Here is a 22,960-nt window from a genome sequence, read left to right on the forward strand (position 1 = left end):
CCGGACCTCGGCGTCCGTCTCAGTTGGAGCGTTCGACCGGTGCGGCCTGGCCGTCGGTGCCGGGCATGGCCGTCGTGGCCTTCGGCGTGGCGTCGATGCCGGCCTCCTTGCGCTGCTCCGCCGTGATCGGGGTGGGCGCGGTGGTCAGCGGGTCGTAGCCGCCGCGGGTCTTCGGGAACGCGATGACCTCGCGGATGGACTCGTTGCCGGACAGCAGCATGCAGGTGCGGTCCCAGCCGATGGCGATGCCCGCGTGCGGCGGCGGGCCGTACTTGAACGCCTCGAGCAGGAAGCCGAACTTGTCCTGTGCCTCCTCCGGCGTGATGCCGAGCTGGGCGAACACCCGGCTCTGCACGTCGGCCCGGTGGATACGGACGCTGCCGCCGCCGATCTCGTTGCCGTTGACCACGATGTCGTACGCGTAGGCCAGCGCCTGGTCCGGCGCCTCCTCGAAACGGTCCAGCCACTCCGCGTTCGGCGAGGTGAACGGGTGGTGCACGGCCGTCCAGCCGCCCTCGTCGGTCTTCTCGAACATCGGCGCGTCGACCACCCAGCAGAACGCCCAGGCGGACTCGTCGATCAGGCCGGCCCGTTTGGCGATCTCGATGCGGGCCGCGCCGAGCAGCTCCTGGGCCTCGCGGCGCTCGGTCGCCGCGGCGAAGAAGATGGCGTCGCCCGGCTTCGCGCCGACCTGGTCGGCGAGACCGGACAGGTGAGCAGCCGACAGGTTCTTCGCGACCGGGCCGCGCGGTTCCCCGGTCTCGGCGTCGAGGACCACGTACGCCAGGCCACGGGCGCCGCGCGCCTTGGCCCAGTCCTGCCAGCCGTCGAGCTCCTTGCGGGTCTGCGAGGCGCCGCCCGGCATGACCACCGCGCCGATGTAGCCGCCGGCGTCGATGGCGCCGGCGAACACCCGGAACTCGGTGCCGCGCAGGTAGTCGGTCAGCTCGGTCAGCTCGACGCCGTAGCGCAGGTCGGGCTTGTCGGAGCCGTACCGGTTCATCGCGTCGTGCCAGGTGATCCGCGGGATCGGGGTCGGCACGGTGTAGCCGGCCAGCTCGCCCCAGAGCCGGCTGACGATCTCCTCGCCCAGCTCGATGACGTCCTCCTGGGTCACGAAGGACATCTCGATGTCGAGCTGGGTGAACTCCGGCTGCCGGTCGGCACGGAAGTCCTCGTCGCGGTAGCAACGGGCGATCTGGTAGTAGCGCTCCATGCCCGCGACCATCAAGAGCTGCTTGAACAGCTGCGGCGACTGGGGCAGGGCGTACCAGGTGCCGGGCTGCAGGCGTACGGGGACCAGGAAGTCGCGGGCGCCCTCGGGGGTGGACCGGGTGAGGGTCGGCGTCTCGATCTCGTGGAAGCCGCGGGCGTGCAGCACCTCGCGGGCGATGTGGTTGGCGCGGCTGCGCAGCTTGAGCGCCGCGGCCGGCCCGGAGCGCCGCAGGTCGAGGTAGCGGTACTTCAGCCGCAGGTCGTCGCCGGCCTCGACGTTGTCGTCGACCGGCAGCGGCAGCGGCGCCGCCTCGGAGAGCACCACCAGCTCGCTCGCCACCACCTCGATCGCGCCGGTGGCCAGCTCGGGGTTCTCGTTGCCCTCGGGGCGCGCGGTGACCTCGCCGGTCACCTTGACGCAGAACTCGTTGCGCAGCGCGTGGGCGTCCTCCTCGCGGAAGACGACCTGGACCACGCCCGAGCCGTCCCGCAGATCGACGAAGATCACGCCGCCGTGGTCGCGCCGGCGGGCCACCCACCCGGCGAGCGTCACCGACTGGCCGGCGTGGTCGGCCCGGAGGCTGCCGGCGTCATGGGTACGGATCACGGAAACGTCTCCTCACACGGGTTCACAGGGCGCACCCGACATTCTGTCAGCACCCGCCGGGCGACACCGGCACCGGCCCGGAACTCCCGCGCTCAGCCGGCCGGCCAGGCGGTCGCCCGCAGACTGGCGGTGCCGTCCTTGCTCACCTGGTCCACCTGCACCCGCACCAGCCGGGTCGCCGCGGTGGGCGGGGTCCCGGTGCCGGTGAGCACGCACATGACCAGCCCGGTACGGACCGGCACGATCAGGCCACCGCCCAGCGGGCTGGTCCGCACGGCCTTCGCGCAGCCGGGGCCGTCCACGACGGCGTCGCCGACGTCGCTGCCGCCCACCGCGCCGGGAGCCAGGGTGAGCTGGGGTGCCTCGTCGCCGCAGCGGCTGTCGTAGCGCAGGTCGCTGATCGGGCCGGCGGCGTTGACCCTCGGCTCGTCGAGGTCCAGGAAGGTCACGCCGGTGCAGCCCGCCTGGATCCGCAGGACCTCCTCCCCGTACGCGCCGCCGGCGGCCGGCGCGGCCCCGGAGGGTGCCCCAAGCGGGCGGTCGAAGGCCTGGTCCGCCCGCTCCAGAGCCCGCCAGGCGAGCAGCCCGGACCCGGCGGCGGCCAGCAACGCGAGCATGGCGAGCAGGACGGCGAGGACGGCACCGCGCCGTGGCGACGGCGGCGGCGCGGGCGACCGGTCCGATTCGGGAGCCAGTCGCTCGGTCGGGCCGTCCGGGTACGGGTCGGCACCCTCCGGCCAGGCGGTGGACGAGTTCGAGCCACGGAAAACCGACATGGACGACTCCGCTCGCGGGACAGCGTGAGGGCACCGGCGATCGGGGCGAAACACCCCAGATCGGCACTGACCGACCCTAAGATCACGGCCCGGCCACGCCCATCCCCCAAAAGGGAGGTCACCGGAGCGGATGACCGTGCATCACGGCGTCATGCCGCCAGTTCCGCCAGGGCGGCCCGGACCTGTGCGTACCGCTGGGCGCGGTGGCCTCCCTCCGGCGGCTCGCCGAGCGCGGAGACGCTGTCGGTGATTCCGTACGTGATCCGGTAGAGCGCGACCCGGGTGGCCACGTCGCACCACACGGCGGCGCGGGCGGCGCTCGGCCGGTGCCCGAGCTCGGTGATCGTGAACCAGGAGGGGAACAGCGCGTGCGTCTCGACGGCGTCGCCGATGCGCCGTCTCAGGTGCGCGGTGAGCTCGGCGACGGCGGCCGAGCCTTCATGCTTGCGGAACTCCTCCTGCTGCCGCAGGTCGGCGGCGAGTTCCGCCTCGGCGGCCGCCACCGTGTCCCGCGTCGCGGCCAGCTCGGCGTTCTGCGCACCGAGTCGCCGCCAATGGTGCCGGTAGGACGTCGCGGCCCGGCGGAAGTCGCGCCGCCCGGGTCGCGCGCGGGCCAGGACGGCGCTGGCGTCGAGTGCGCGGGCCCGGCTCTCCGCGGCGAGACGGCGCAGCTCCGCGTACGCGTCGAGCGCGCGGTGATGGTCCTCGCGGGTCCGGTCGTCGAGCATGCCGGACCGGATCGCCTCGGCCTCGCGCACCTGGGCGACCACCGCCTCCAGTTCCGGCGGCACGGCGTCCAGGTCGACGGGCCGTACGCCGTGCTCCAGCCGCAACCGCCCCTCGATGAGGTGGACCTCGCCGGTGAGCCGGGTGATCGCCTGCCGGGCGCCGCGAAGCTCCGCCTCGGCCTGCCGGCGCAGCTCGTCGTGGGCCTCGGCGAGGCGCGCGAAGCGGCCGTCGGCCTCGTCCAGCCGCCGGGCCAGCTGCGCCGACCGCTCCTCGGCGGCCCGCGCCACCTCCCGAAGGTCGTCGGTGAGCTGCAGGCGAAGGGTGTTGAGCTTGCGCTTGATCTCGTTGCGCAGCGCCTCGGCGACCCGGGCGAGATCGGTCGGCGCCTCGGTGCTCGTCATGCGCCCGCCTTCCGGGACGCACCCGCTCCGGTGCGCTGCAGCGTCCCCGGCCGGGCGAGGGCCGCGTCCTGGCGGCGAGGTCGCGGAAGGCCGTCGGATCCCCGCGGGGCCCCGGCCGGCACCGGTTCGTTCCCGGCCGGCGCCTTGACGGTCGGAGGCTCTCCGCTCGGCGCCTGCGGTGCGGGCTCCGCGGCGGCCGGGCTGTCCGACGGCGCGGTGGCCCGGGCGACGACGGCGAGGGTGCCCGCCAGCACGAGCGCGACCGCGGCGCCGATCAGCCCGTAGACCGGCACCGCGCCGGCGGCGACCAGCCCGGCGACGACGAGCGCGACGAGAACGAGCCCGGCGGCCACCACCCGGCGGCGGCGCGCGGACCGCGCCCGGAGCCGGTCGAGATCCCTGACGAGATCGTTGGTGGCGTCGAAGACGCGCAGGAGCAGGTCCTCGTAACGGCCGGGATCGCGCCCCTCGCGGCCCAGTACCTCGTGGCGGGAGGCCAGCTCCCGCTGCCTGATGACGATCACATTCCGAAGATCAGCAGAACTCACCCGGACTCCTCAAAGCCTCGCGCAGCGGGCGAAAAGGCTAGGAAAAGCCTATGGCGTCCCCGAGGCCGGTCAATCCCACGGAAGTGTCCGCGATCAGAAGTACGTGTGCAGCACGTCCACCACCACGTCGGCGTCGTCGGCCACGGGGATGAACCGCCACTTGTCGAACGCCGTGCACGGATGCGACAGTCCGAAACGGATCACGTCGCCGACGGCCGCCGCGGCGGTGCGCACGTACGTGTGGTGGTCGTTCATGCGGACCACCTCGCCCACCTCGGTGACCGGGAGACCCTCGTCGAGCGGCGCGTCCCGCTTGCCCATGCCGACGATCGCCAGGCCCGGCTCCGGAGTGGACAGGACCTGCGCGTACAGCTCCAGCCCCGGCGTCAGTGAGCCCTCCTGCGGCTCGCGGCCGAAGGGCGTACGCGCCCGGTAGAAGCCGTCGTCGTGGGTGACCGACGCCCCGCTGCGCAGGACCGCGCGCACGGTGTGCCCGTCCAGCCACTGCCCCTCGAACGCCTTGACGACCCGGTCGAACCAGGCGCTGCCGCCGGCGGAGACGACCACCTCTTCCGGAAGCAGTTCCGCGATCGCCCGGACCGCCTCGACCTGGGTGGCCAGCAACGCGTCGACCGCGCCCGCGTCCGGCAGGGCGCCCTCGTAGGCGGTCACCCCCGCGAGGGTCACCCCGGGTGCGCCGGCGGCGGCCCGGGCGACCTGCGAGACCGCTTCGACCGTACGGCATCCGGTGCGCCCACCCGCATGACCGAGCTCCACGAGTACACGCAGCCCACCGGCGTCGGCGACCCGCTCCACTCCGGTCACCGAGTCGACCTGGACGAGCACCTCCCAGCCGCGCGCGGCCTGCGCCGACAGCCAGCGCAGCGCGGTGGGATCCAGCACCTCGTTCGCGATGAGCACCCGGGGCACGCCGAGGCGCCGCAGCACCAGGGCCTGGTTCGCGGTGGCCACGGTGAGCGCCCAGGCCCCGGCCTCGAGCTGCGCCTGCAGCAGGCTCGGCGCCATCGTGGTCTTGGCGTGCGGGGCGAAGGAGAAGCCGTGCCGGGCCGCGTACCCGGCCATCGTGGCGATGTTCGCCCGTACCGCGGAGTCCCGGACGACCAGCAACGGCCAGGTGAAGGAACCGTCGAAGAGGTGGTGCCGGGCCGCGGCGAAGGCGCGGGCCGGCACCTCCCCCTCGGGCAGCCAGAAGCCCTTCGCCCGCCAGTCGAGGAACTCGTCGGGGACATCGAGCATCATGGAAGGCTACTACGGGAGACCGACACCGGACGGCCGCATGGGCCACTGCGGACCATGCGGCCGTCGGCGGCGGTCAGGCGGCGAACGCGATGGGTACGCCGTGACTGTCGGTCAGCGCCAGGCGGGTGTGCAGGTTGCCCTGCTCCGCCACCCGCGCGAAGTACTCGCTGCGGCGGCGCTGCAGGCAGCCCTTGCGCGTACGCGGGCCCCCCGCGGCCACCGTCAGCAGCTCCGGCGCCAGCGAACTGTTCAGGCCCTCCCGCAGCAGCCGCAGCGCCTCGGTGCGCAGCTGGGAGATCCGGGACTCGGTCACCCCCAGCTCGGCGGCCACCTCGCTGAGCGGCTGCTCCTGCAGGAACGACTGGGTGACGACCATGCGCAGCCGCTCCGGCAGCGCCTGGATGGCCTGGTGCAGATAGCCGAGGCGCTCCCGTTTGAGCAGCAGGTCCTCGGGTCCCTCGGACAGCTCCGGCACCATCTCCTCGGCCGCCCCGGTGGGGAATCCCTGCAGGCTGAGCAGCGCCGCCTTCTGCACGTCGTCCTCGACGGCGGCCAGCTCCGCGACGCCGATGCCGAGCATCTCGGCGACCTCGGCCTCGGTCGGCGTGCGCCCCAGGGCGGCGGTCAGCTCCTGCCGGGCCTGGGCGGTACGGCGGGCCCGGGCCCGCACGGAACGGCTGGCCCAGTCCTGCCCGCGCAGCTCGTCCAGGAGCGCGCCGCGGATCCGCACGGCGGCGAACCGGTGGAAGGGTATGCCACGGCTCACGTCGAAGGAGCGCGCGGCACCGAGGAGCGCGGCGAACCCGGCGGACGACAGGTCGTCGGCGTGGACATGGCCGGGCACGCGGTTGAGCAGCTCCCGGACCAGGTGGCCCACCATCGGCATGTGTTCGCGGACGAGGTCCTCGATGTCGCGCGCAGACGGCGCGTCGTGGGTCGTGCCGATGGTGGCGGGGAGTTCGGTCGTGACGGTCACGTAGTCCTCCTCGCTCGTACATGGGCCGGCAGGTGAACCGGCCGATGAGGAAGACATTTGCGGCCGACGGGTGCAGGGGCGGCCAAACTCGGTTGCTTTTATGGAGTTTTTTCACAAAAAGGCTCAGGTGCTGTGGGGCCCTCCCGCCCGGCACCCGCCCTCGACGAGGTGGCGCGCCGCGAGGGGCCGCGCTTCGGGGGCGCCGCGTGCTCGGGAGGCGGCGGGCTCAGCAAGGGGCGGCGCGTCCGGCAGAGGGCGGCGCGACCGGCAGAGGGCGGCGCGACCGGCAGAGGGCGGCGCGACCGGCAGAGGGCGGCCCGCTCGACAGGGGGCGGAGCGTCCGGCAGAGGGCGGCCGGCTCAGCGCGCCCGGCAGGGGCGCGCTCGGCAGAAGGCGGCCCGCTCGGGCGCCGGGCTTGACGGCGCCGCGGTCGGGCAGGCCGCCGCGGCTCTCTGGGTCAGAGAGCACCGCAGAGGATCTGAGCGGGTGGCAGATCCGGGACAGCCCGCGACCTGTGGGTCTACGGCGCTGCGATGGGCTCGACCGGCAGGGCGGGTCGCCCTGGAAGTCAGCTGGCGGAGCGACGGAGCCCGGGTCAGCTGGCGAAGTGCGGGCGGCGCTGGGCCGCCATGATGTTGCGGAGCTCCCGGTGGACCCAGTTCATCCGGCGGACCGCGACCTCCGGGTGGTCGCCGAACTCGACGGCGACGCCGGCGGCGCATCCGTCGCTGCCGTGGCGCAGGATCATCGCGGTGACGGTCTCTTCGACCGTTTCGCGGCTGGGGCACTGGGAGGGCTGCAGGTCGGAGACGAACAGTGCCTCCGCCGCGAGCTCTCGAACGGTGCTGATCATGTCGGACTCCCCGATGTGCGACGACTTGCTTGTGATGCAGCTAACGCTCGCGCCGGTGCGGACCGGAACCAATCGGGTTGCCGACTGGTGTCAACAATCTTCCTCGCGGGCGTCCGGCGGGCCCGGAGGCGCGCCGATGCAGTTTGCATTGATTCGGCGTCGGCGACTCCGGCGGCCGCCCCGTCCAGCGCGGGCGGGGCGTCCGCACGGGGACGTATATGCCTGCCGGGATCGATATCGACTTTATCGCGCAAATGGGCGGCCGACCGGCACTCCGGTCGACCGCCCATGCTTTTTGTGCTGTTTATCCGAATGTTCGGGGTGGCTCGTCCCGATCCACGTCCTCCGGCGGCACGGATTCGATCGAGGGCGGCGCGGACGGTTCCTCGTTCTGACCGTCGTCCGGGCCCGTGGGGGGCTCCTCCGGCAGCGACGGCGGAGCGGGCGGGGCCGGCTCCTCGTCGTCACCACCGCTGCCGTTGCCGTTCCCGGTGCCGGGCTGCTCCCCACCGGTGTTCCCCGGCGGGCCGCCGGACGACGGGGTACCGGGCGCCGGGGGCTGCTGCTGCCCGGGCGGCACCGGCACCGGCACGACCACGCCGCTCGGGTCGATGGAGATGCCCGGCTGCGGCGAGCGCTTCGACGGCACCGGGCCGAGCCGCACCGTGCCGTTGCTCAGGTGCTCGACCGGCCGGGACGGCTCACCGGGCTTCGGCGACACGAACGTCTCGCAGGTCTGCCCGTCGAGCTGGAACACCATCGGGGCGGCGTTGCTGGCCTTGTACCGGCCGGTGAACTGCATGGTCTCGGTCGCCTGCGGGCTCAGCACCCTGCCGGTCTCCACGGTCACGGCGCGCGACTGCTGGTCGAGCCGGAGCTTGCCGTTGCCGGAGACCACCTGGTCGCCCGGCATGAGGAACCAGAGCTTCCAGTCCTTGATCGCCTTCATGTCGCGGTTGGCGATGGTGACGGCGGCCTTGAACCGGCCGCCGTCGTCGGACCAGACCGCGTAGCTGACCACGCACTTGCTGGCGCCGGTGAGCTGGGTCGGCTGCGGGCCGGCGGCGTTGGCCACCACATTGCGGGGCGACCCACCGGCCGCCTGGCCCAGCGCCCACGCGCCGGCCCCGACCACCAGCGCGACCGAGCCCGCCACGACGAGGAGCCGGCGTCGCGGGGTCGCACCGGCCCAGCCGCCGGGCGTCCCGGGCGGCGCTTGCGCGACGGGCCGGTTCGGCGGGCCCCCCGCGTCCGCACGGGGCGGCGCCCCGGCGCCGTCGGGACCCGTCGGTGCCGGGCCCGCCATCCCGCCGAAGGCCGGACGCAGGGCCGGCCCCGCGGCGGCACCGGACGTGGCCGAAGCACCGAACGCACCCGCCATGTCGGCATCGTCCGGGCCCGGAGACAGCAGTCCCGAAGGCGCCGGGGTCCCGGAGACGGACCCCGGGAACACCGGGCCCGCGGACGCCGGAGCGGCCGGACCGGCCGCCGGCGTGACGTGCGGCAGCGGGCCGAAGCGGCTGTTGCGCCCGCCGCGCTGCGGCGGCGTGGTCGGCCCGGCCGGTGCGTTGTTCGCCGCGTGAGCGGGCGCACCCACGGCCGCCGCGGCGGACATCGGGGAGGCGGGTTCGGCCCCCGCCGGAGAATCCCGCTCGTCCTGCACCGGGACAGCCGCCACGCCGAAATCCGCGGCACCCGCCAGGGAGCCACCCGCACCCGCCAGGGAGCCCCCAGCACCCGCCAGGGAGCCCGCAGCACCCGCGAGGGAGCCCGCAGCACCCGCGAGGGAGTCGTCGGCGCCCGGGATGGCCGCGCCCGGAATACCGGCGCCGGGCACCGCGGCGCCGGGAACACCGCCGCCGGGCGCGGCGGCACCAGGGACGGCCGCGATGCCCCGGCCGGCCTGGGCCTCGGAGGCCGGCGCCTGCGCGGCACGGAGCCGGCCGGCGACGTCGGCGTACGAGTGCGCGGTCGGCAGGATCGTGGTGTCCTCGCCGTTGTCGGCCCACTCCGGCACGAACGCCCGGGCTGCGGGCACGCCGGCGGAGACCGTGCCGAGGACGTGGGCGAGCTCGGCGCTGGACGGGCGGTCGGAGGGCCGCTTCTCCAGGCACCGGGCGATCAGGGCGGACACCGCGGCGGGCAGCCCCTCGACCGGCGGCAGTGGCTCGGGCTCGGTGTACTGGTGGGCGCGCAGCAGCGCGGTCGTGGTGCCGACGTCCCAGGGGAGCTGGCCGATCAGGGTGCGGTAGATCAGCAGGCCGACCGCGTACACGTCGGTGGCCGGGCTGACCTGGCCGCCCTCGAGCCGTTCGGGCGCGAGGTAGGCCGGCGTGCCGAGCAGGCTGCCGTCCGGGTCGATGTCGTTCTCGCCGATCAGGGCCGAGATGCCGAAGTCGACGACCTTGGCGCCCGCGGGCGTGAGCATGACGTTGGCCGGGGTGACGTCGCGGTGCACGATGCCGCGCGCGTGGGCGGCGGCCAGCGCGGCGGCCACCTCGGAGGTGACGCGGACGGCCGCCGGCCAGGGCAGGCGGCGGGAGCGGGCCAGCACGGCGGCGAGCGACTCGCCGTCGACCAGCTCCATGACGACGTACGGGACCGGCTCACCGTCGACGGTGGTCGCCTCGCCGTAGTCGTACACATTGGTGATGTGCGGGTGGCTCAGGCGCGCGGCGGCCTGGGCCTCCGCCCGCAGCCGGCGCCGGAACGAGGGATCTGCGCTGCTCGACGGTGGCAGGACCTTGACCGCCACCTGCCGCCCGAGGACCTCGTCGAAGCCCCGCCACACCACTGACATCCCGCCGGCGCCGAGCCGCTCGACCAGTCGGTACCGACCGGCCAGCAGGCTCGAACCGGGCAGGTCCGTCGTGCTCATGTGCCCCCACATGCGCGATCGGATGAAACACCGGGAGCACACCGCCATGTGTCCCGGCGCCGGGGCGACTACCGGTCCGGCGTCGGACCGAAATGCGTTCCCCATCGACGGCCAGGATCGTAGCCGACAATCGGCTTCCGCCTCGACCGATGGAGGCCGCGGATGACCTGCGGCTCGTCACGATCCGTTCCATCGCGTGCGCCCGCGGTGTGCGTCTCGGAGCGGGCCCGAAAGGCCTGGTCAGGCCAGTGTGGATGATCATGCCTGGTGGCCGTTGCGGCTATTGCCCGCTTCGTCGGTACTTGCGGGTATCCCCCGATAGGGAGGCATCCACAAGGGAATGAGCACGGGCAGTCATGCTTGCATCACACTCGGCGATATTTGACCACCCGTGGCCGCTGCTCACCGAGGGTGCCCGCGGCAACCTCCGCGAGGGGCAGTGACCTGCGCCACCCCGCCCGATCGGATGAAAGTTCGGCGCCGATCATGTCTTATTGGGGCCGCTCACCGGAACGTAGGACAAATGGGTCAGCCGACGCCGGCCGCGGAGTCGAGGACGCCGGGGCGGCCGCGCCCCGCGAGGCTCACCGGCGCGTGCCGCAGGCCGGCCACCGGCGGCGTGTCCACCGGCACCGCGCCCAGCTCCTCGAGGTAACCGAGCATCGGCGCGAGCTTCTCGTAGAGCACCAGCACGACGTCACCCGGCGCGGCCAGACGCACGGCCTCGTCGACCGCCGCCCGGAAACCCTCGGCACGCACCGCGCGCAGGTTCGGCCGCCGTCCGCGCATCTCGCGCTCGATCAGCGCCGACACCTCTCCCGGCTCCCGCCCGCGGTCGTCCTCGTCGTCGTAGAGGACCGCCCGCGTGACGCCGTCGGCGAGCACCTGCGCCGACGCGGCGAGCAGGTCGTCGCGGCGGTCGCCCGGCAGCGTCACCGCCGCGACGCAGCGGCCCGGACCGTAGAGGCGCTCGAGCGTCCGCAGCACCGCCGCGATCGCGGCCGGGTTGTGCGCATAGTCGACGAAGAGGCTCACGTCGCCGAGGCGCAGCACCGTGCCGCGGCCGGGGTTGTGCACGCGCGGCTCGAAGTCGGCCAGGCGCTCGGCGACCACGCGCGCCGGGGCGCCGAGGGCCCGCGCCGTCGCGATCGCGGCCAGCGCGTTGACGGCCGCGTACGGCGCCGCTCCCCCGAACGTGCCGGGCACCTCCGCGACCCGCACCAGCGGCGTGCGCCGCGCCCCGGTCGCCTGCACCAGCCAGCCGTCCTGGATCAGGTACGCCATTCCGCCCCGGCCGAGGTGACTCACGAGCACGGGCTGCGCCGGATCGGCGCCGAACCAGACGATGCGCTTGCGGTCGGCGCGTACCCGGGGCCGGTCCGCCAGGCAGCGCACCCACGGGTCGTCGGCGTTGAGCACGAGCGTGCCCCCGTCCCGGACCCGCTCCGCCACCAGCGCCTTGACGTGGGCCACGTCCTCGATCGACTCCAGCCCGTCCTGGCCGAAGTGGTCCGCGGTGATGTTGGTGATCACGCCGACGTCGCTCCAGTCGTACCCGAGGCCGCGGCGCAGCATGCCGCCGCGCGCGGTCTCCAGGACCGCGGCCTGCACCCCCGGGTCGCCGAGGACCATCTGGGCCGAGCGCGGCCCGGTCGCGTCGCCGCGGTAGACGACGCGCCCGTCGATGCTCACCCCGTCGGTCGTGGTCAGCCCGATCTGCACCCCGGCGCCGGCGAGCAGGTGCGCCGCCATCCGCGCCACGGACGTCTTGCCGTTGGTGCCGGTGACCGCGGCGACCGGGATCCGGCCGTCGGAGCCGCCCGGGAACATCGCCCGTACGATCGCGTCGCCCACGTCACGGGCCCGCCCGCGCACCGGCGCCAGGTGCATGCGCAACCCCGGTACGGCGTTCACCTCGATGACGCCCGCCGTGGCCTCGTCGGGGTCGCCGCTGGGCGGCACGGGCGCGGCGATGTCCGGCAGGCGCAGGTCGACGCCGGCGACGTCCAGTCCGACGACCGCGGCCACCCGCAGGCAGAGCCGGGCCACGTCGGGATGGACGCGGTCGGTGACGTCGCAGGCGGTGCCGCCCGTGGAGAGGTTGGCGTTGTCGCGCAACCACACCTGGCGACCCGCGTCGGGTACGGAGTCGACGGTGCAGTTCTGCCGGGCCAGGACGGCGTCCGCGGTGTCGTCGAGGGCGATGCGGGTCAGCGCCCGGGAGTGCCCCAGGCCCCGCCGCGGGTCGGCGTTGACCCGCGCGACCAGCTCCGCGACGGTGTGCTGCCCGTCCCCGACGACGTGGGCGGCGGTCCGCTCGGCCGCGGCGACCACCTCGCCCGCCACCACCAGCACCCGGTAGTCCCGGCCGGCGAGCTGGCGCTCCACCACCACGTCCGCGCCGGCCGCCGCGCACGCGGCCGCGACCTCCTCGCGGGTACGCAGGTTCAGTGCCACGTGCTCGCCCTGCCGGCCCCGACGCGGCTTGACCACGACCGGGGCGCCGAGGCGTTCGAACAGCCGCACGGCCTCTTCCGCGCCGTGCGCCGCGCCGCCGGGGGCGACCGGGATGCCCGCGTCGCCGAGCAGCCGGCGGGTCACGAGCTTGTCGGCGGCGACGTCGATGCCGACGCCACCGGTGCGGTCGGTCATCGCGGCCCAGACGAGGCGGCGGCGGGCGCCCCAGCCCAGGCGCAGGAGGCTGAGGTCGCCGTACCGTTCGACCGGGATGCCGCGGCGGCGGGCGGCCGTGATGATGGCCGTGGTGCTGGGGCCGGTCGCCTCCCGCTCGGCGCGGGCGGCCAGGTCGCCCAGCCGCCCGGAGAGGTCGGCGGCGGACACCGAGGCGCCCGAGGCCACCGTGGTGACCAGCTCGACCGCGGCCTCGAGGAGCCGCTCGGGCAGGGTGGACTCCGGCGACTCGTCGCGCGGGCACTCCACGATGAGGTCGTAGACGCCCGGCTCCGGGGTCGACACCGTACGCCCGAAGCTCACGTCCCGCCCGATGCGCTGGGACAGTTCGAGCGCCACGTGCTCGGTGACGTGCCCGAAGTAGGTGCCGCCGCGCATCCGGCTCACGAAGCCGCCCGGGGCGCCGGCCGCACAGTGGTGCTCGGCCAGCCCCGGCAGCACCCGCAGCAACCGCTCGGCGAAGCCCGTGACGTCCGTGGTCTCCAGTCCGGTGAGCTCGTCGAGCCGCACCCTCGCCACCGCGGCGGGCCGGGACAGGTGGACGTTGGGGCCGCGCAGGTGACGCAGGCTGAGAATCTTCATCGGACGGATCCCCGTTCCCGGTCGGCCCCGTCGACGATCGAGGGGCGGCGGCTGGACAGTTCGAAGGTGCTGCCGGCCGGCAGCACGTGCAGGCGCGCCCCGGCGAGCGCGATGGGCCCGGAGGCCGGGACGTGGATGTCGGTGGCCGCGCCGGCGTCGACCACGGTGACCGTGCCGGAGCCGAGCACCTCGAAGTGGTCGCCGTCGGCGAGGATCGCGGTGTCCTCGTCGATCCCGAGCCCGAGCTCGTGCGGGTAGAGAGCCACGGCGCTCAGCAGCCGGTTGAGCCGGCCACGCTCGGCGAAGTGCATGTCGATCACCACGCCGGGCAGGAACTCCAGCCCGGGGCCGGTCCGTACGCCGTCGCGGGTGATCCCGGGCGCCTCGCCGCCGTGGATCATCGTGCCGGCCATCATCGCGGCGCCGGCGCTGGTGCCGCCGAGCACGATCGTCCCGTCCCGCACGAGGGTCTGCAGGACCGAGTCCGTACGGGTCCCGCCGATGACGGTGGTGATCCGCGTCTGGTCGCCGCCGGTGAAGAACACCCCGGTGGCGGTGGCGAGGGCCCGGACGACCTCCGGATCGTTCGCCTGCGCCCGGGTGGTGATCCGCACCCCGCGGGCCTGGCCGGCGCCGGCGCGGGTGAAGAGGCCGGCGTACTCGGCCTCGAGGACGGCGGGCTCGCCGCTGGCGGTGGCGACGACCACGATGTCGGCCGCCGGTCCGCGCGCGAGCTCCACGAAGCGCCGCAGGATGGCCGTGCCGCTGGCACCGTGGCGCTCGGCACCGCCGATGATCAGCAACCGGGCCGCCACGACCTACCTCCTCCGCATGCCGCTGCCGGCTGCCGGCACCGGCGGGAAGCCGGGCGGCGCCGCGGTCCGTCGTCCGGCTCGGAACGCCGGGCGCGCGAGAAGAGAGCGGCTCGCTTATGAGGTTAAACGGAACAAAACCGAAACATCTGGCTAATCCATGTAGTGGGAGCTTGATACCGGTTCGTTGATCGCCCCGCGCTCAGCGGCGGCGGCGGGCTCCCGGGCCGGGGCGGGGCACGACGTCGCGGAACTCCGTCACCGGATGACCGCCGGCGCAGTGCAGCGCGGCGTGCACCTGCTCGCCGCAGTCGCGGTGGACCATCTCCAGCGGCGGACCTTCCGCGTCGGCCAGGTAGCGGTCGCCCCACTCCTTGACCGCGACCAGCAGCGGATACAGATCGAAACCCTTCTGGGTGAGCCGGTACTCGTGCCGCACCCGCGAACCCGGCTCCTGGTAGGGCTCCCGGCGCAGCACCCCGTGCTCGACGAGGGAGGCGAGCCGGTTGGCCAGGACCTGCCTCGGAATGTGGGTGCGTTCGCGCATGTCGGCGAAGCGGCGTACGCCGTTGAACACCTCCCGCAGCACGACGAAGGTCCATTTCTCGCCGAGCACCGCCATGGCGCGGCCGATGGTGCAGGTCTCCACGGACCAGTCGAGGGCCTCGGGGCGCGCTGTGGTCTGGGTCATACGTACAGAGGCTAGGTCTCATTGACAGACACAGCAAGCCCGTGACAGCCTGCGTCCATGACGCAGACCCAGACCGCAGAACGCTCCCGGACCTTCGCGTGGTCGGACCCGGCGCAGCACGCCGCGCTGCTCGGCCGCCGCTCCGGCCTCGAGCTGCTGCAGGCCATGTCGACCGGCGAGCTGCCGCCGCCCCCGGTCATGCACATGATCGACATCGTCGGCATGGACGTCACGGAAGGCAGCGTCACGCTCCACCTGGACCCGCAGGAGTTCCACTACAACCCGCTCGGCACCGTGCACGGCGGCGTGCTCTCCACGCTGCTCGACACGGCCGCCGCGTGCTCGGTGCACTCGACGCTGCCGGCCGGGGTGGGCTACACCAGCCTGGACCTCACCGTGAAGTTCCTGCGCCCGGTCACGGTCGCCTCGGGACGGCTGACGACGACCGGCACGGTGCTGCAACGCGGGCGGCGCACGGCCCTGGCCGAGGCCCGGATGACCGACGCCACCGGCCGCCTGGTCGCCCACGCGACCTCCAGCTGCATGCTCTTCGAGGCCGGCGCGCACTGACCCCGCCGCACCCGGCACAGCCCGCGCGACCGGAGAAGGCCGGCGCGGGCTGTTCGGTGTGGACGGTCAGCTCGCGCTGATCGCCGGCAGGAGATCCTCCGCCGGGGGCGTCCAGCTCGCGGCGTCCGCCTCGACCTGCTCACCCGAGCGGATGTCCTTGACCGTGTCCGGCTCGCCGTCGGCGCCCGGGAACCACACGTACGGAATGCCGCGCCGCTCGGCGAAGCGGATCTGCTTGCCGAACTTCGCCGCGGACGGCGCCACCTCGGTGCTGATCCGCCGGGAGCGCAGGCCCTGGGCGATCTTGTCGCAGCGCCCCCGCATCTCCTCCTGCGGCAGCGCGACCACGACGCACGTCGGGACGCTGCGCGAGACGGTCAGCGCCTGGTGGCCGAAGAGCAGGCCGAGCATCCGGGAGACGCCGATGGAGATGCCCACGCCCGGGAAGCGTTCGCTGCCCGTCGACGCCAGGTTCTCGTACCGGCCGCCGGAGCAGATCGAGCCGAAGCGCTCGTACCCCCGCAGCTGGGTCTCGTAGACGGTCCCGGTGTAGTAGTCGAGCCCGCGGGCGATCTTGAGTTCGGCCCGGACCAGCCCGGGCGAGTGCTCCGCGGCGGTCTCGACCACCCGCGCCAGCTCCTCGAGCCCCTCGTCGAGCAGCTCGTCGTCCACATTGAGCTTGCGGACCCGGTCCACGAAGGAGCCGTCCTCCGCCGAGATCTCGGCGAGCCGCAGGCAGGCGTCGATCTGGGCCGGCGTCGCCCCGGCCTGGCCGGCCAGCAGGTCGCCGACCTTCGCCGGGCCGATCTTGTCGAGCTTGTCGATGATGCGGAGCACCTCGCCGGGGTCCGCCAGGCCGATCCCGCGGTAGAAGCCCTCGCACACCTTGCGGTTGTTCACCAGGATCGTGGCCGGCGGGATCGGCAGCGACCGGAACGCGTCGCCGATCACCAGCGGCATCTCGGTGTCGTAGTGGAACGGCAGGGTGTCGCGGTCCACCACGTCGATGTCGGCCTGCAGGAACTCGCGGTAGCGGCCCTCCTGCGGACGCTCGCCGCGCCACACCTTCTGGATCTGGTATCGCCGGAACGGGAACTGCAGCTTGCCGCTGTTCTCCAGCACGAACCGCGCGAACGGCACGGTCAGGTCGAAGTGCAGGCCGAGCGCGTCGTCGCCGCCGCCGGTGGCCGGGTCCTCCTGCAGGCGGCGCAGGACGTACACCTCCTTGGAGGTCTCGCCCTTGCGCAGCAGCTGGTCCATCGGTTCGACGGCGCGGGTCTCGAGCGGGGCGAAGCCGTACAGCTCGAAGGTGGCGCGGATGCGCTCGACGACGTTCTGCTCGATCATCCGCTGGGCGGGCAGCCACTCCGGGAAGCCGGAGATGGGCGTGGGCTTGCTCATGGTGCTTGTTCTCCTAGCGAGGGTCTAGAGGCCTCGGCTGGGCGCTTCGGTCAGCTCCCGCAGGTACGGGTTGACCGCGCGCTCGCGGCCGATCGTCGTCTCGGGTCCGTGGCCGGGCAGCACGACGGTGTCGTCGGCGAGCGGCAGGATCTTGTCCCGCAGGCTCGCCATCATCGCCGTGGTGTTGCCGCCCGGCAGGTCGGTGCGTCCGATGGAGCCGGCGAAGAGCACGTCGCCGGAGAGGCAGAGCTGCTCCGCCTCCCACGACGTGCCGGCACCGGGCAGCCGGAACAGCACCGACCCGCCGGTATGGCCGGGCGCATGGTCGACGGTGATCTCCACACCCGCCAGGGTCAGCGTGGCGCCGTCGGTGAGCTCCGCGACGTCGTCGGGCTCCGAGTAGGTCAGCCGGCCGCCGAACAGGTCGTCGAGGCCGACGCCCAGCCCCTTGGCGGGGTCGGCGAGCAGCTCCCGGTCGGCCGGGTGCACGTACGCGGTGATGCCGCGCGCACCGCAGACGGGGGCGACGGAGAACGTGTGGTCGAGGTGGCCGTGGGTCAGCAGCACCGCGGCCGGGTGCAGCCGGTACTGCGCGAGCACCTCGTCGAGCCGGTCCAGCACGCCGATGCCCGGATCCACCACCAGGCACTGCTCGCCCGGGCCCGGAGCCACGACGTAGCAATTGGTGCCGAAAGCCTCGGCCGGAAAGCCGGTGACGAGCACTCGGCACCCCTCTCTAGCTGTCCCATTCCCCCGAAAGCCTAGCGGGACGCACCGTACACACCGCCACGCAACCTCGCACACCACATTCCCAGGCGTTACCCGTACACTCTTGCGGGCGTGTGGCGTGGCGCACGGGCGCGAGTGAGGAAGGAAGCCCTAGGTGGTCTCCAGCAAGGATCGGGCGCGGAAACTGGCGCGGGAGAAACTTGATCGCCAGCTGGCGCGCCGGGCCGCCAAGCAGCGACGACGGCGGCAGATCCAGGCGGGCGTCGGCGCCGCGGCCGCTCTGCTCCTCGTGGTGGGCGGCGTCGCCTGGCTCGGTGGCGCGTTCGACAGCGACAAGTCCGGCACGGATGCCGCGGACTCCGACGTCTGCGCGTGGACCCGGCAGAACGCCTCGACGAACACCAGCCTCAAGGACGTGGGCGAGCCGCCGACGTCGGGCATCCCCACCTCCGGCAGCCGGACGATGACGATCACCACCGACAAGGGCGCGCCGATCGTGGTGAGCCTCGACCTGGTGAACGCGCCGTGCAGCGCCGCGGACCTGGCCTACCTCGCGGGCAAGAAGTTCTACGACAACACCACCTGCCACGAGCTCACCACCGAGGGCGCGATCCGCTGCGGCGACCCGAGCGGCACCGGCCAGGGCGGGCCGACGTACAGCGTCTACAACGAGAACGTCCCGCTGAAGCCGGAGCCCGAGCCCCGCCCGAGCGGCTCTCCCGCGCCGTCGAAGGCGCCCGCCGCCCCGCTCTATCCGAAGGGCACGGTGGCGCTGATCGGCGATCCTCCGGGCACCAACGGCAGCCAGTTCCTCATCTTCTTCAAGGACTTCACGCCCAAGGGCGAGCCGCAGTACCCGATCGTCGGCACGGTCACCGGCGGCATGGAGACGGTGGCGGCCATCGGCAAGATCCCGGTCGTCGCCAATGCCACGGGCGACAAGGTCAAGCCCAAGGAGAAGATCACCGTGCAGAGCGTCACCGTCGGCGAGCCCAGCGCCGCCGACCCGGTGACCCCACCGGCCGTGACCCCGTCGGCGGTCGCGGCCCCGTCGGCCGCCCCCTCGGCGTCCCGCCGGTCCTGAGCATCCGCCCGCCGCATCCACCCGACCGCAGCCCCCTCACCGCACGAAGGCATATCAGGAGGAACACCGTGTCGACGATCAAGGACAGGCAGCGCGCCGCGGCGCGGGCCCGCCTCGAGAAGGAGATGGCCGAGCGGGCCGCCGCCGCGAAGAAGCGCCGGCAGCGCCAGGCCATCATCGGCTCGGCCCTCGCGGTGGTCGTGATCGCCGGCGCCGCCGTGTGGATCGTCGCCGCGCTCGGCAACGACGACTCGCCGGGCGGGGAGGCCGCCGCGCCGCCGCCGGGGACGGTGGCCTGCCACTGGATCCCGGAGGATGGCAGCACCGGCGGCAAGGTCAAGGACACCGGTGGTCTCCCGCCCGCCAACGTGCCGAACACCGGCAAGAGCACGCTGACCATCGACACGAGCCTGGGCGTCGTCACGGCGGCGGTGGACCTGTCGAAGACGCCGTGCACCGGCGCGGCGTTCACCTACCTGGCGGGCAAGAAGTTCTGGGACAACAGCAAGTGCCACCGGCTCACCACCGAGGGCATCAAGGTGCTGCAGTGCGGTGACCCGTCGGCGTCGGGCAAGGGCTACCGGGAGACCGACGGCCAGGGCGGCCCGAACTTCAAGTACCCGGAGGAGAACCTCCCGACCAACGCCAAGCCGACGTACCCGAAGGGCACGATCGCGATGGCCAAGACCTCGGCTCCCAGCACCACCGGCAGCCAGTTCTTCATCGTGTACGCCGACACCGAGCTGCCGCCCGACTACACGGTCCTGGGCACGGTCACCAAGGGGCTCGACATCGTCGAGGGCGTGGCCAAGGCGGGCAGTGACAACGCCAACGGCCAGGGCGACGGTCACCCCAAGAAGGAGATCGACATCAAGAGCATCACGATGGCCGCGGCCTGATCGGCGCTCACGAAGAAGGGCGGGCCCCGTCGGGGTCCGCCCTTTCTTTCCGCCCGGCTCAGGCGCCGGAGGTGACCCGGTAGGCGTCGAACACGCCGTCCACCTTCCGCACCGCGGCCACCAGGTGACCGAGGTGCTTCGGGTCGGCCATCTCGAACGTGAAGCGGCTGACCGCCACCCGGTCGCGCGTCGTGGTCACCGTCGCCGACAGGATGTTCACCCGCTCCTCGGAGAGCACCCTCGTCACGTCGGCGAGCAGCTTGTGCCGGTCGAGCGCCTCGACCTGGATGGCCACCAGGAACGTCGACGCCGAGGTCGGCTTCCAGCTCACCTCGACCACGCGCTCGCTCTGCTCGCGCAGGTCCTCGGCGTTGGCGCAGTCCTCGCGGTGCACGCTCACGCCGCCGGAGCGGGTGACGAAGCCGAAGACCGCGTCGCCCGGCACCGGGGTGCAGCAGCGGGCCAGCTTGACCCACACGTCGCTGACGTCCTTGACCACGACGCCCGGGTCCTGCGCGGTGCTGCGGTTGCGCGGCGGGCGGGTCGCGACGGCCGTCTCGGCGATGTCCTCGACCGCGCCCTCCTCGCCGCCGAATCCGGCGACGAGCTTCTGCACCACCGACTGGGCCGAGACGGTGTTCTCCCCCACCGCCGCGTACAGCGAGGAGACGTCGGCCAGGTGCAGGTCGCGGGCGATGGTGGTGAGGTTCTCGCTGGTGAGCATGCGCTGCAGGGGCAGGCCCTGCTTGCGCATCGCCTTGACGATCGCGTCCTTGCCGGCCTCGATCGCCTCCTCGCGGCGTTCCTTGTTGAAGAACTGCCGGATCTTGGTGCGGGCGCGCGGGCTCTTGACGAAGCCCAGCCAGTCCTGGGTCGGGCCGGCCGTCGCCGACTTCGACGTGAAGATCTCGATCACGTCGCCGTTCGACAGCGTCGACTCCAGCGGCACGAGCTTGCCGTTGACCCGGGCGCCGATCGTCTTGTGGCCGACCTCCGTGTGCACCGCGTACGCGAAGTCCACCGGCGTCGACCCGGTGGGCAGCGGGATCACGTCGCCCTTGGGCGTGAAGACGTAGACCTCCTGGCTGGACAGGTCGAAGCGCAGCGCGTCGAGGAACTCGCTCGGGTCGCTCGCCTCCCGCTGCCAGTCCAGCAGCTGGCGCAGCCACGTCATCTCGTCGATGTGCGCGGGCGGGCCCACGATGGTGGCGCCCTTCTGCTCTTTGTACTTCCAGTGCGCGGCGATGCCGAACTCCGCCGTACGGTGCATGGCGAAGGTGCGGATCTGCATCTCGACCGGCTTGCCGGTCGGGCCGATGACCGTCGTGTGCAACGACTGGTACATGTTGAACTTCGGCATCGCGATGTAGTCCTTGAACCGGCCGGGCACCGGCTGCCAGTTCGCGTGGATGACGCCCAGCGCGGCGTAGCAGTCGCGGACAGTGTCGACCAGGATGCGCACGCCGACCAGGTCGTAGATGTCGTTGAAGTCGCGGCCCCGCACGATCATCTTCTGGTAGATCGAGTACAGGTGCTTGGGCCGGCCGGTCACCTCGGCCTTGATCTTCGCCGACTTGAGGTCGAGGCCGACCCGGTTGGTCACCTGCCGCAGCAGCGCCTCGCGCTGCGGCTGATGCTCGCCGATCAGGCGGTTGATCTCCTCGAACCGCTTGGGGAACAGCGTGCCGAACGCGAGGTCCTCGAGCTCCCACTTGATCGTGTTCATACCGAGGCGGTGGGCCAGCGGCGCGAGGATCTCCAGCGTCTCCTTGGCCTTCTGCTCCTGCTTGGCACGGGGCAGGAAGGTCAGCGTGCGCATGTTGTGCAGCCGGTCGGCCAGCTTGATGACCAGCACCCGCGGATCCTTGGCCATGGCCACGACCATCTTGCGGATCGTCTCGGCCTTGGCGGCGTCGCCGAGCTTGACCCGGTCGAGCTTGGTGACGCCGTCGACCAGCAGCGCGACCTCGCCGCCGAAGTCGGCGCGCATCTGCTCGAGCCCGTAGTCGGTGTCCTCGATCGTGTCGTGCAGCAGGGCGGCCACCAGCGTGGTGGTGTCCATGCCGAGGTTCGCCAGGATCGTCGCGACGGCGAGCGGATGCGTGATGTACGGGTCGCCGGACTTGCGGTACTGCCCCGAGTGCCACCGGGCGGCCACGTCGAAGGCGCGCTGCAGGGCCCGCCCGTCGGCCTTGGGGTGGCTGGCCCGATGGGTCGCGATCAGCGGCTCGAGCACCTCGCTGACCTGGGTGCTCTGCCAGGGCGCGTTGAACCGTGCGAGCCGGGCCCGCACCCGGCGCCCGGTGGGCGCGCTGGCCAGCCCGAAACCGACGGTGGGCTCGTCGCCCGGCGCCAGCGGCTGGGTGGTCTCACCGTCGGGCAGCGGCACCCCGGTGACCGGGGTCTCGGTGGCCCCGTTCGCGGGCTTCTGGGGCGAAGCCCCGGCAGGCTTCGACGGCGCCGCCGAGTCGCTCGACGGCGAGGAAGCCTTGGTCGCGTCGGTCGGCTGCACCGTGCCCTCCGTCGGAGGGGCGACGTCGCTGGACACCGGCCTCCTCACGTCGCTACTGCTCACCTGGTTGGAAAAGCCATCGTACCCGCCCGGAGTTCCCGGTAGGCCTGGCCCGAAGCTCCGAAAGAGTACCGCCACGTGGGGCGAAAAGCATCAAACGGTCAGCAGGGCATGGACTGTACGAGGGCTCAGCCGCTCCCGTCCCGGCAGGAAGCCGAGCTCCATGACGACCGTGAATCCGCAGACGGTGCCGCCGGCCCGTTCGACCAGCTCCAAAGCGGCCGCGGCGGTGCCCCCGGTGGCGAGCACGTCGTCGACCACCAGCACCCGCTGCCCCGCCGCGAAGGAGTCCCGGTGCAGCTCCAGGGTCGCCTCGCCGTACTCCAGGGCGTAGGACGCGGCGTACGTCTCCCGCGGCAGCTTGCCGGCCTTGCGGATCGGCACGACCCCCGTGCCGGTCGCGTAGGCGAGCGCGGCGGCCAGCACGAACCCGCGCGCCTCGATCCCGGCGACGACGTCGAAGGAGCCGGCGCCGTGGTGCGCGACGATCCGGTCGACGACCTCGCGGAACGCCGGCCCGTCGGCGAACAGCGGGGTCAGGTCCTTGAAGGCGATGCCGGGCTTCGGGAAGTCGGGCACGTCCACGACCCGGCCGGCGACCAGCGCGGCGACCTCGGGGCCGCTGTCCCCGCGTACCTCTGCAGCAGTATCCGTCACGCGCCACAGCCTAGACAAAGCCGACGGCC

The 22,960-nt window shown here is 73.1% G+C and carries 18 protein-coding genes; 3 read left to right on the forward strand and 15 right to left on the reverse strand.

Annotated features, from left to right (window positions below; genetic code table 11):
• Positions 1 to 19: 19 nt before the first annotated feature.
• The 11 genes from aspS to IEY99_RS11660 all read right to left on the reverse strand — a co-directional run bounded on the left by aspS (position 20) and on the right by IEY99_RS11660 (position 15,019).
• Positions 20 to 1,822, reverse strand: coding sequence for an aspartate--tRNA ligase (aspS, locus tag IEY99_RS11610; RefSeq protein ID WP_189202348.1), 1,803 nt, complete (start codon positions 1,820 to 1,822; stop codon positions 20 to 22).
• Positions 1,823 to 1,914: 92 nt separating this feature from the next.
• Entirely contained in the window at positions 1,915 to 2,598 is a 684-nt protein-coding gene (locus tag IEY99_RS11615) for a hypothetical protein (RefSeq protein WP_189202350.1), read from the reverse strand.
• Positions 2,599 to 2,747: 149 nt separating this feature from the next.
• Positions 2,748 to 3,728, reverse strand: coding sequence for a hypothetical protein (locus IEY99_RS11620; protein WP_189202352.1), 981 nt, complete (start codon positions 3,726 to 3,728; stop codon positions 2,748 to 2,750).
• Positions 3,725 to 4,252, reverse strand: coding sequence for a hypothetical protein (locus IEY99_RS11625; protein WP_189202354.1), 528 nt, complete (start codon positions 4,250 to 4,252; stop codon positions 3,725 to 3,727). Before IEY99_RS11625 ends, IEY99_RS11620 begins: the two co-directional genes overlap by 4 nt.
• Positions 4,253 to 4,369: 117 nt before the next feature.
• Complete coding sequence (locus tag IEY99_RS11630) at positions 4,370 to 5,533, reverse strand: alanine racemase (protein WP_229798516.1); 1,164 nt, start codon at positions 5,531 to 5,533, stop codon at positions 4,370 to 4,372.
• A gap of 76 nt (positions 5,534 to 5,609) precedes the next feature.
• Positions 5,610 to 6,512 (reverse strand): sigma-70 family RNA polymerase sigma factor, encoded by a 903-nt coding sequence (locus IEY99_RS11635; RefSeq protein ID WP_189202358.1) that lies wholly within the window; start codon positions 6,510 to 6,512, stop codon positions 5,610 to 5,612.
• 595 nt (positions 6,513 to 7,107) lie between these two features.
• Positions 7,108 to 7,365: a hypothetical protein gene (locus IEY99_RS11640; protein WP_189202359.1), complete on the reverse strand. Its 258-nt coding sequence runs from the start codon at positions 7,363 to 7,365 to the stop codon at positions 7,108 to 7,110.
• Positions 7,366 to 7,669: 304 nt separating this feature from the next.
• On the reverse strand, positions 7,670 to 10,243 hold the full coding sequence (locus IEY99_RS35070) for a serine/threonine-protein kinase (RefSeq protein WP_189202361.1): 2,574 nt from the start codon (positions 10,241 to 10,243) through the stop codon (positions 7,670 to 7,672).
• Between the two features lie 528 nt (positions 10,244 to 10,771).
• Positions 10,772 to 13,516, reverse strand: a complete 2,745-nt coding sequence (gene cphA, locus IEY99_RS11650; protein WP_189202363.1) for a cyanophycin synthetase — start codon at positions 13,514 to 13,516, stop codon at positions 10,772 to 10,774.
• Positions 13,513 to 14,331 carry a cyanophycinase gene (locus tag IEY99_RS11655; RefSeq protein WP_189202365.1) on the reverse strand — a complete coding sequence of 273 codons (819 nt, stop codon included), beginning with the start codon at positions 14,329 to 14,331 and terminating at the stop codon, positions 13,513 to 13,515. The genes cphA and IEY99_RS11655 overlap by 4 nt, the downstream gene beginning before the upstream one ends.
• Before the next feature lie 199 nt (positions 14,332 to 14,530).
• Positions 14,531 to 15,019, reverse strand: coding sequence for a winged helix-turn-helix transcriptional regulator (locus IEY99_RS11660; protein ID WP_189202367.1), 489 nt, complete (start codon positions 15,017 to 15,019; stop codon positions 14,531 to 14,533).
• Between the two features lie 57 nt (positions 15,020 to 15,076).
• Here IEY99_RS11660 and IEY99_RS11665 point away from each other — a divergent pair, with 57 nt between their 5' ends.
• Positions 15,077 to 15,589: a PaaI family thioesterase gene (locus IEY99_RS11665; RefSeq protein WP_189202369.1), complete on the forward strand. Its 513-nt coding sequence runs from the start codon at positions 15,077 to 15,079 to the stop codon at positions 15,587 to 15,589.
• A gap of 66 nt (positions 15,590 to 15,655) precedes the next feature.
• Here the strand turns inward: IEY99_RS11665 and hisS are convergent, their stop codons facing one another.
• A complete protein-coding gene (gene hisS, locus IEY99_RS11670) occupies positions 15,656 to 16,990 on the reverse strand; it encodes a histidine--tRNA ligase (RefSeq protein WP_189202371.1) in 1,335 nt (444 codons plus the stop codon).
• Between the two features lie 24 nt (positions 16,991 to 17,014).
• Positions 17,015 to 17,713, reverse strand: coding sequence for an MBL fold metallo-hydrolase (locus IEY99_RS11675; protein WP_189202373.1), 699 nt, complete (start codon positions 17,711 to 17,713; stop codon positions 17,015 to 17,017).
• Between the two features lie 160 nt (positions 17,714 to 17,873).
• On the opposite strand from IEY99_RS11675, the gene IEY99_RS11680 reads away from it, so the two are divergent.
• Positions 17,874 to 18,803 (forward strand): peptidylprolyl isomerase, encoded by a 930-nt coding sequence (locus IEY99_RS11680; RefSeq protein WP_189202375.1) that lies wholly within the window; start codon positions 17,874 to 17,876, stop codon positions 18,801 to 18,803.
• Between the two features lie 68 nt (positions 18,804 to 18,871).
• On the forward strand, positions 18,872 to 19,702 hold the full coding sequence (locus tag IEY99_RS11685; protein WP_189202377.1) for a peptidylprolyl isomerase: 831 nt from the start codon (positions 18,872 to 18,874) through the stop codon (positions 19,700 to 19,702).
• Positions 19,703 to 19,760: 58 nt separating this feature from the next.
• Here IEY99_RS11685 and IEY99_RS11690 read toward each other — a convergent pair whose 3' ends face one another.
• Positions 19,761 to 22,250 (reverse strand): RelA/SpoT family protein, encoded by a 2,490-nt coding sequence (locus tag IEY99_RS11690; protein ID WP_189202379.1) that lies wholly within the window; start codon positions 22,248 to 22,250, stop codon positions 19,761 to 19,763.
• Between the two features lie 117 nt (positions 22,251 to 22,367).
• The gene (locus tag IEY99_RS11695; RefSeq protein WP_189202381.1) at positions 22,368 to 22,931 is read right to left on the reverse strand and encodes an adenine phosphoribosyltransferase; all 564 of its coding nucleotides are present in this window, start codon (positions 22,929 to 22,931) and stop codon (positions 22,368 to 22,370) included.
• Positions 22,932 to 22,960: the final 29 nt, after the last annotated feature.

The sequence above is a fragment of the Couchioplanes azureus genome (genome assembly GCF_014648355.1).
In the GTDB taxonomy this organism is placed as follows: Bacteria; Actinomycetota; Actinomycetes; order Mycobacteriales; family Micromonosporaceae; genus Actinoplanes; species Actinoplanes azureus.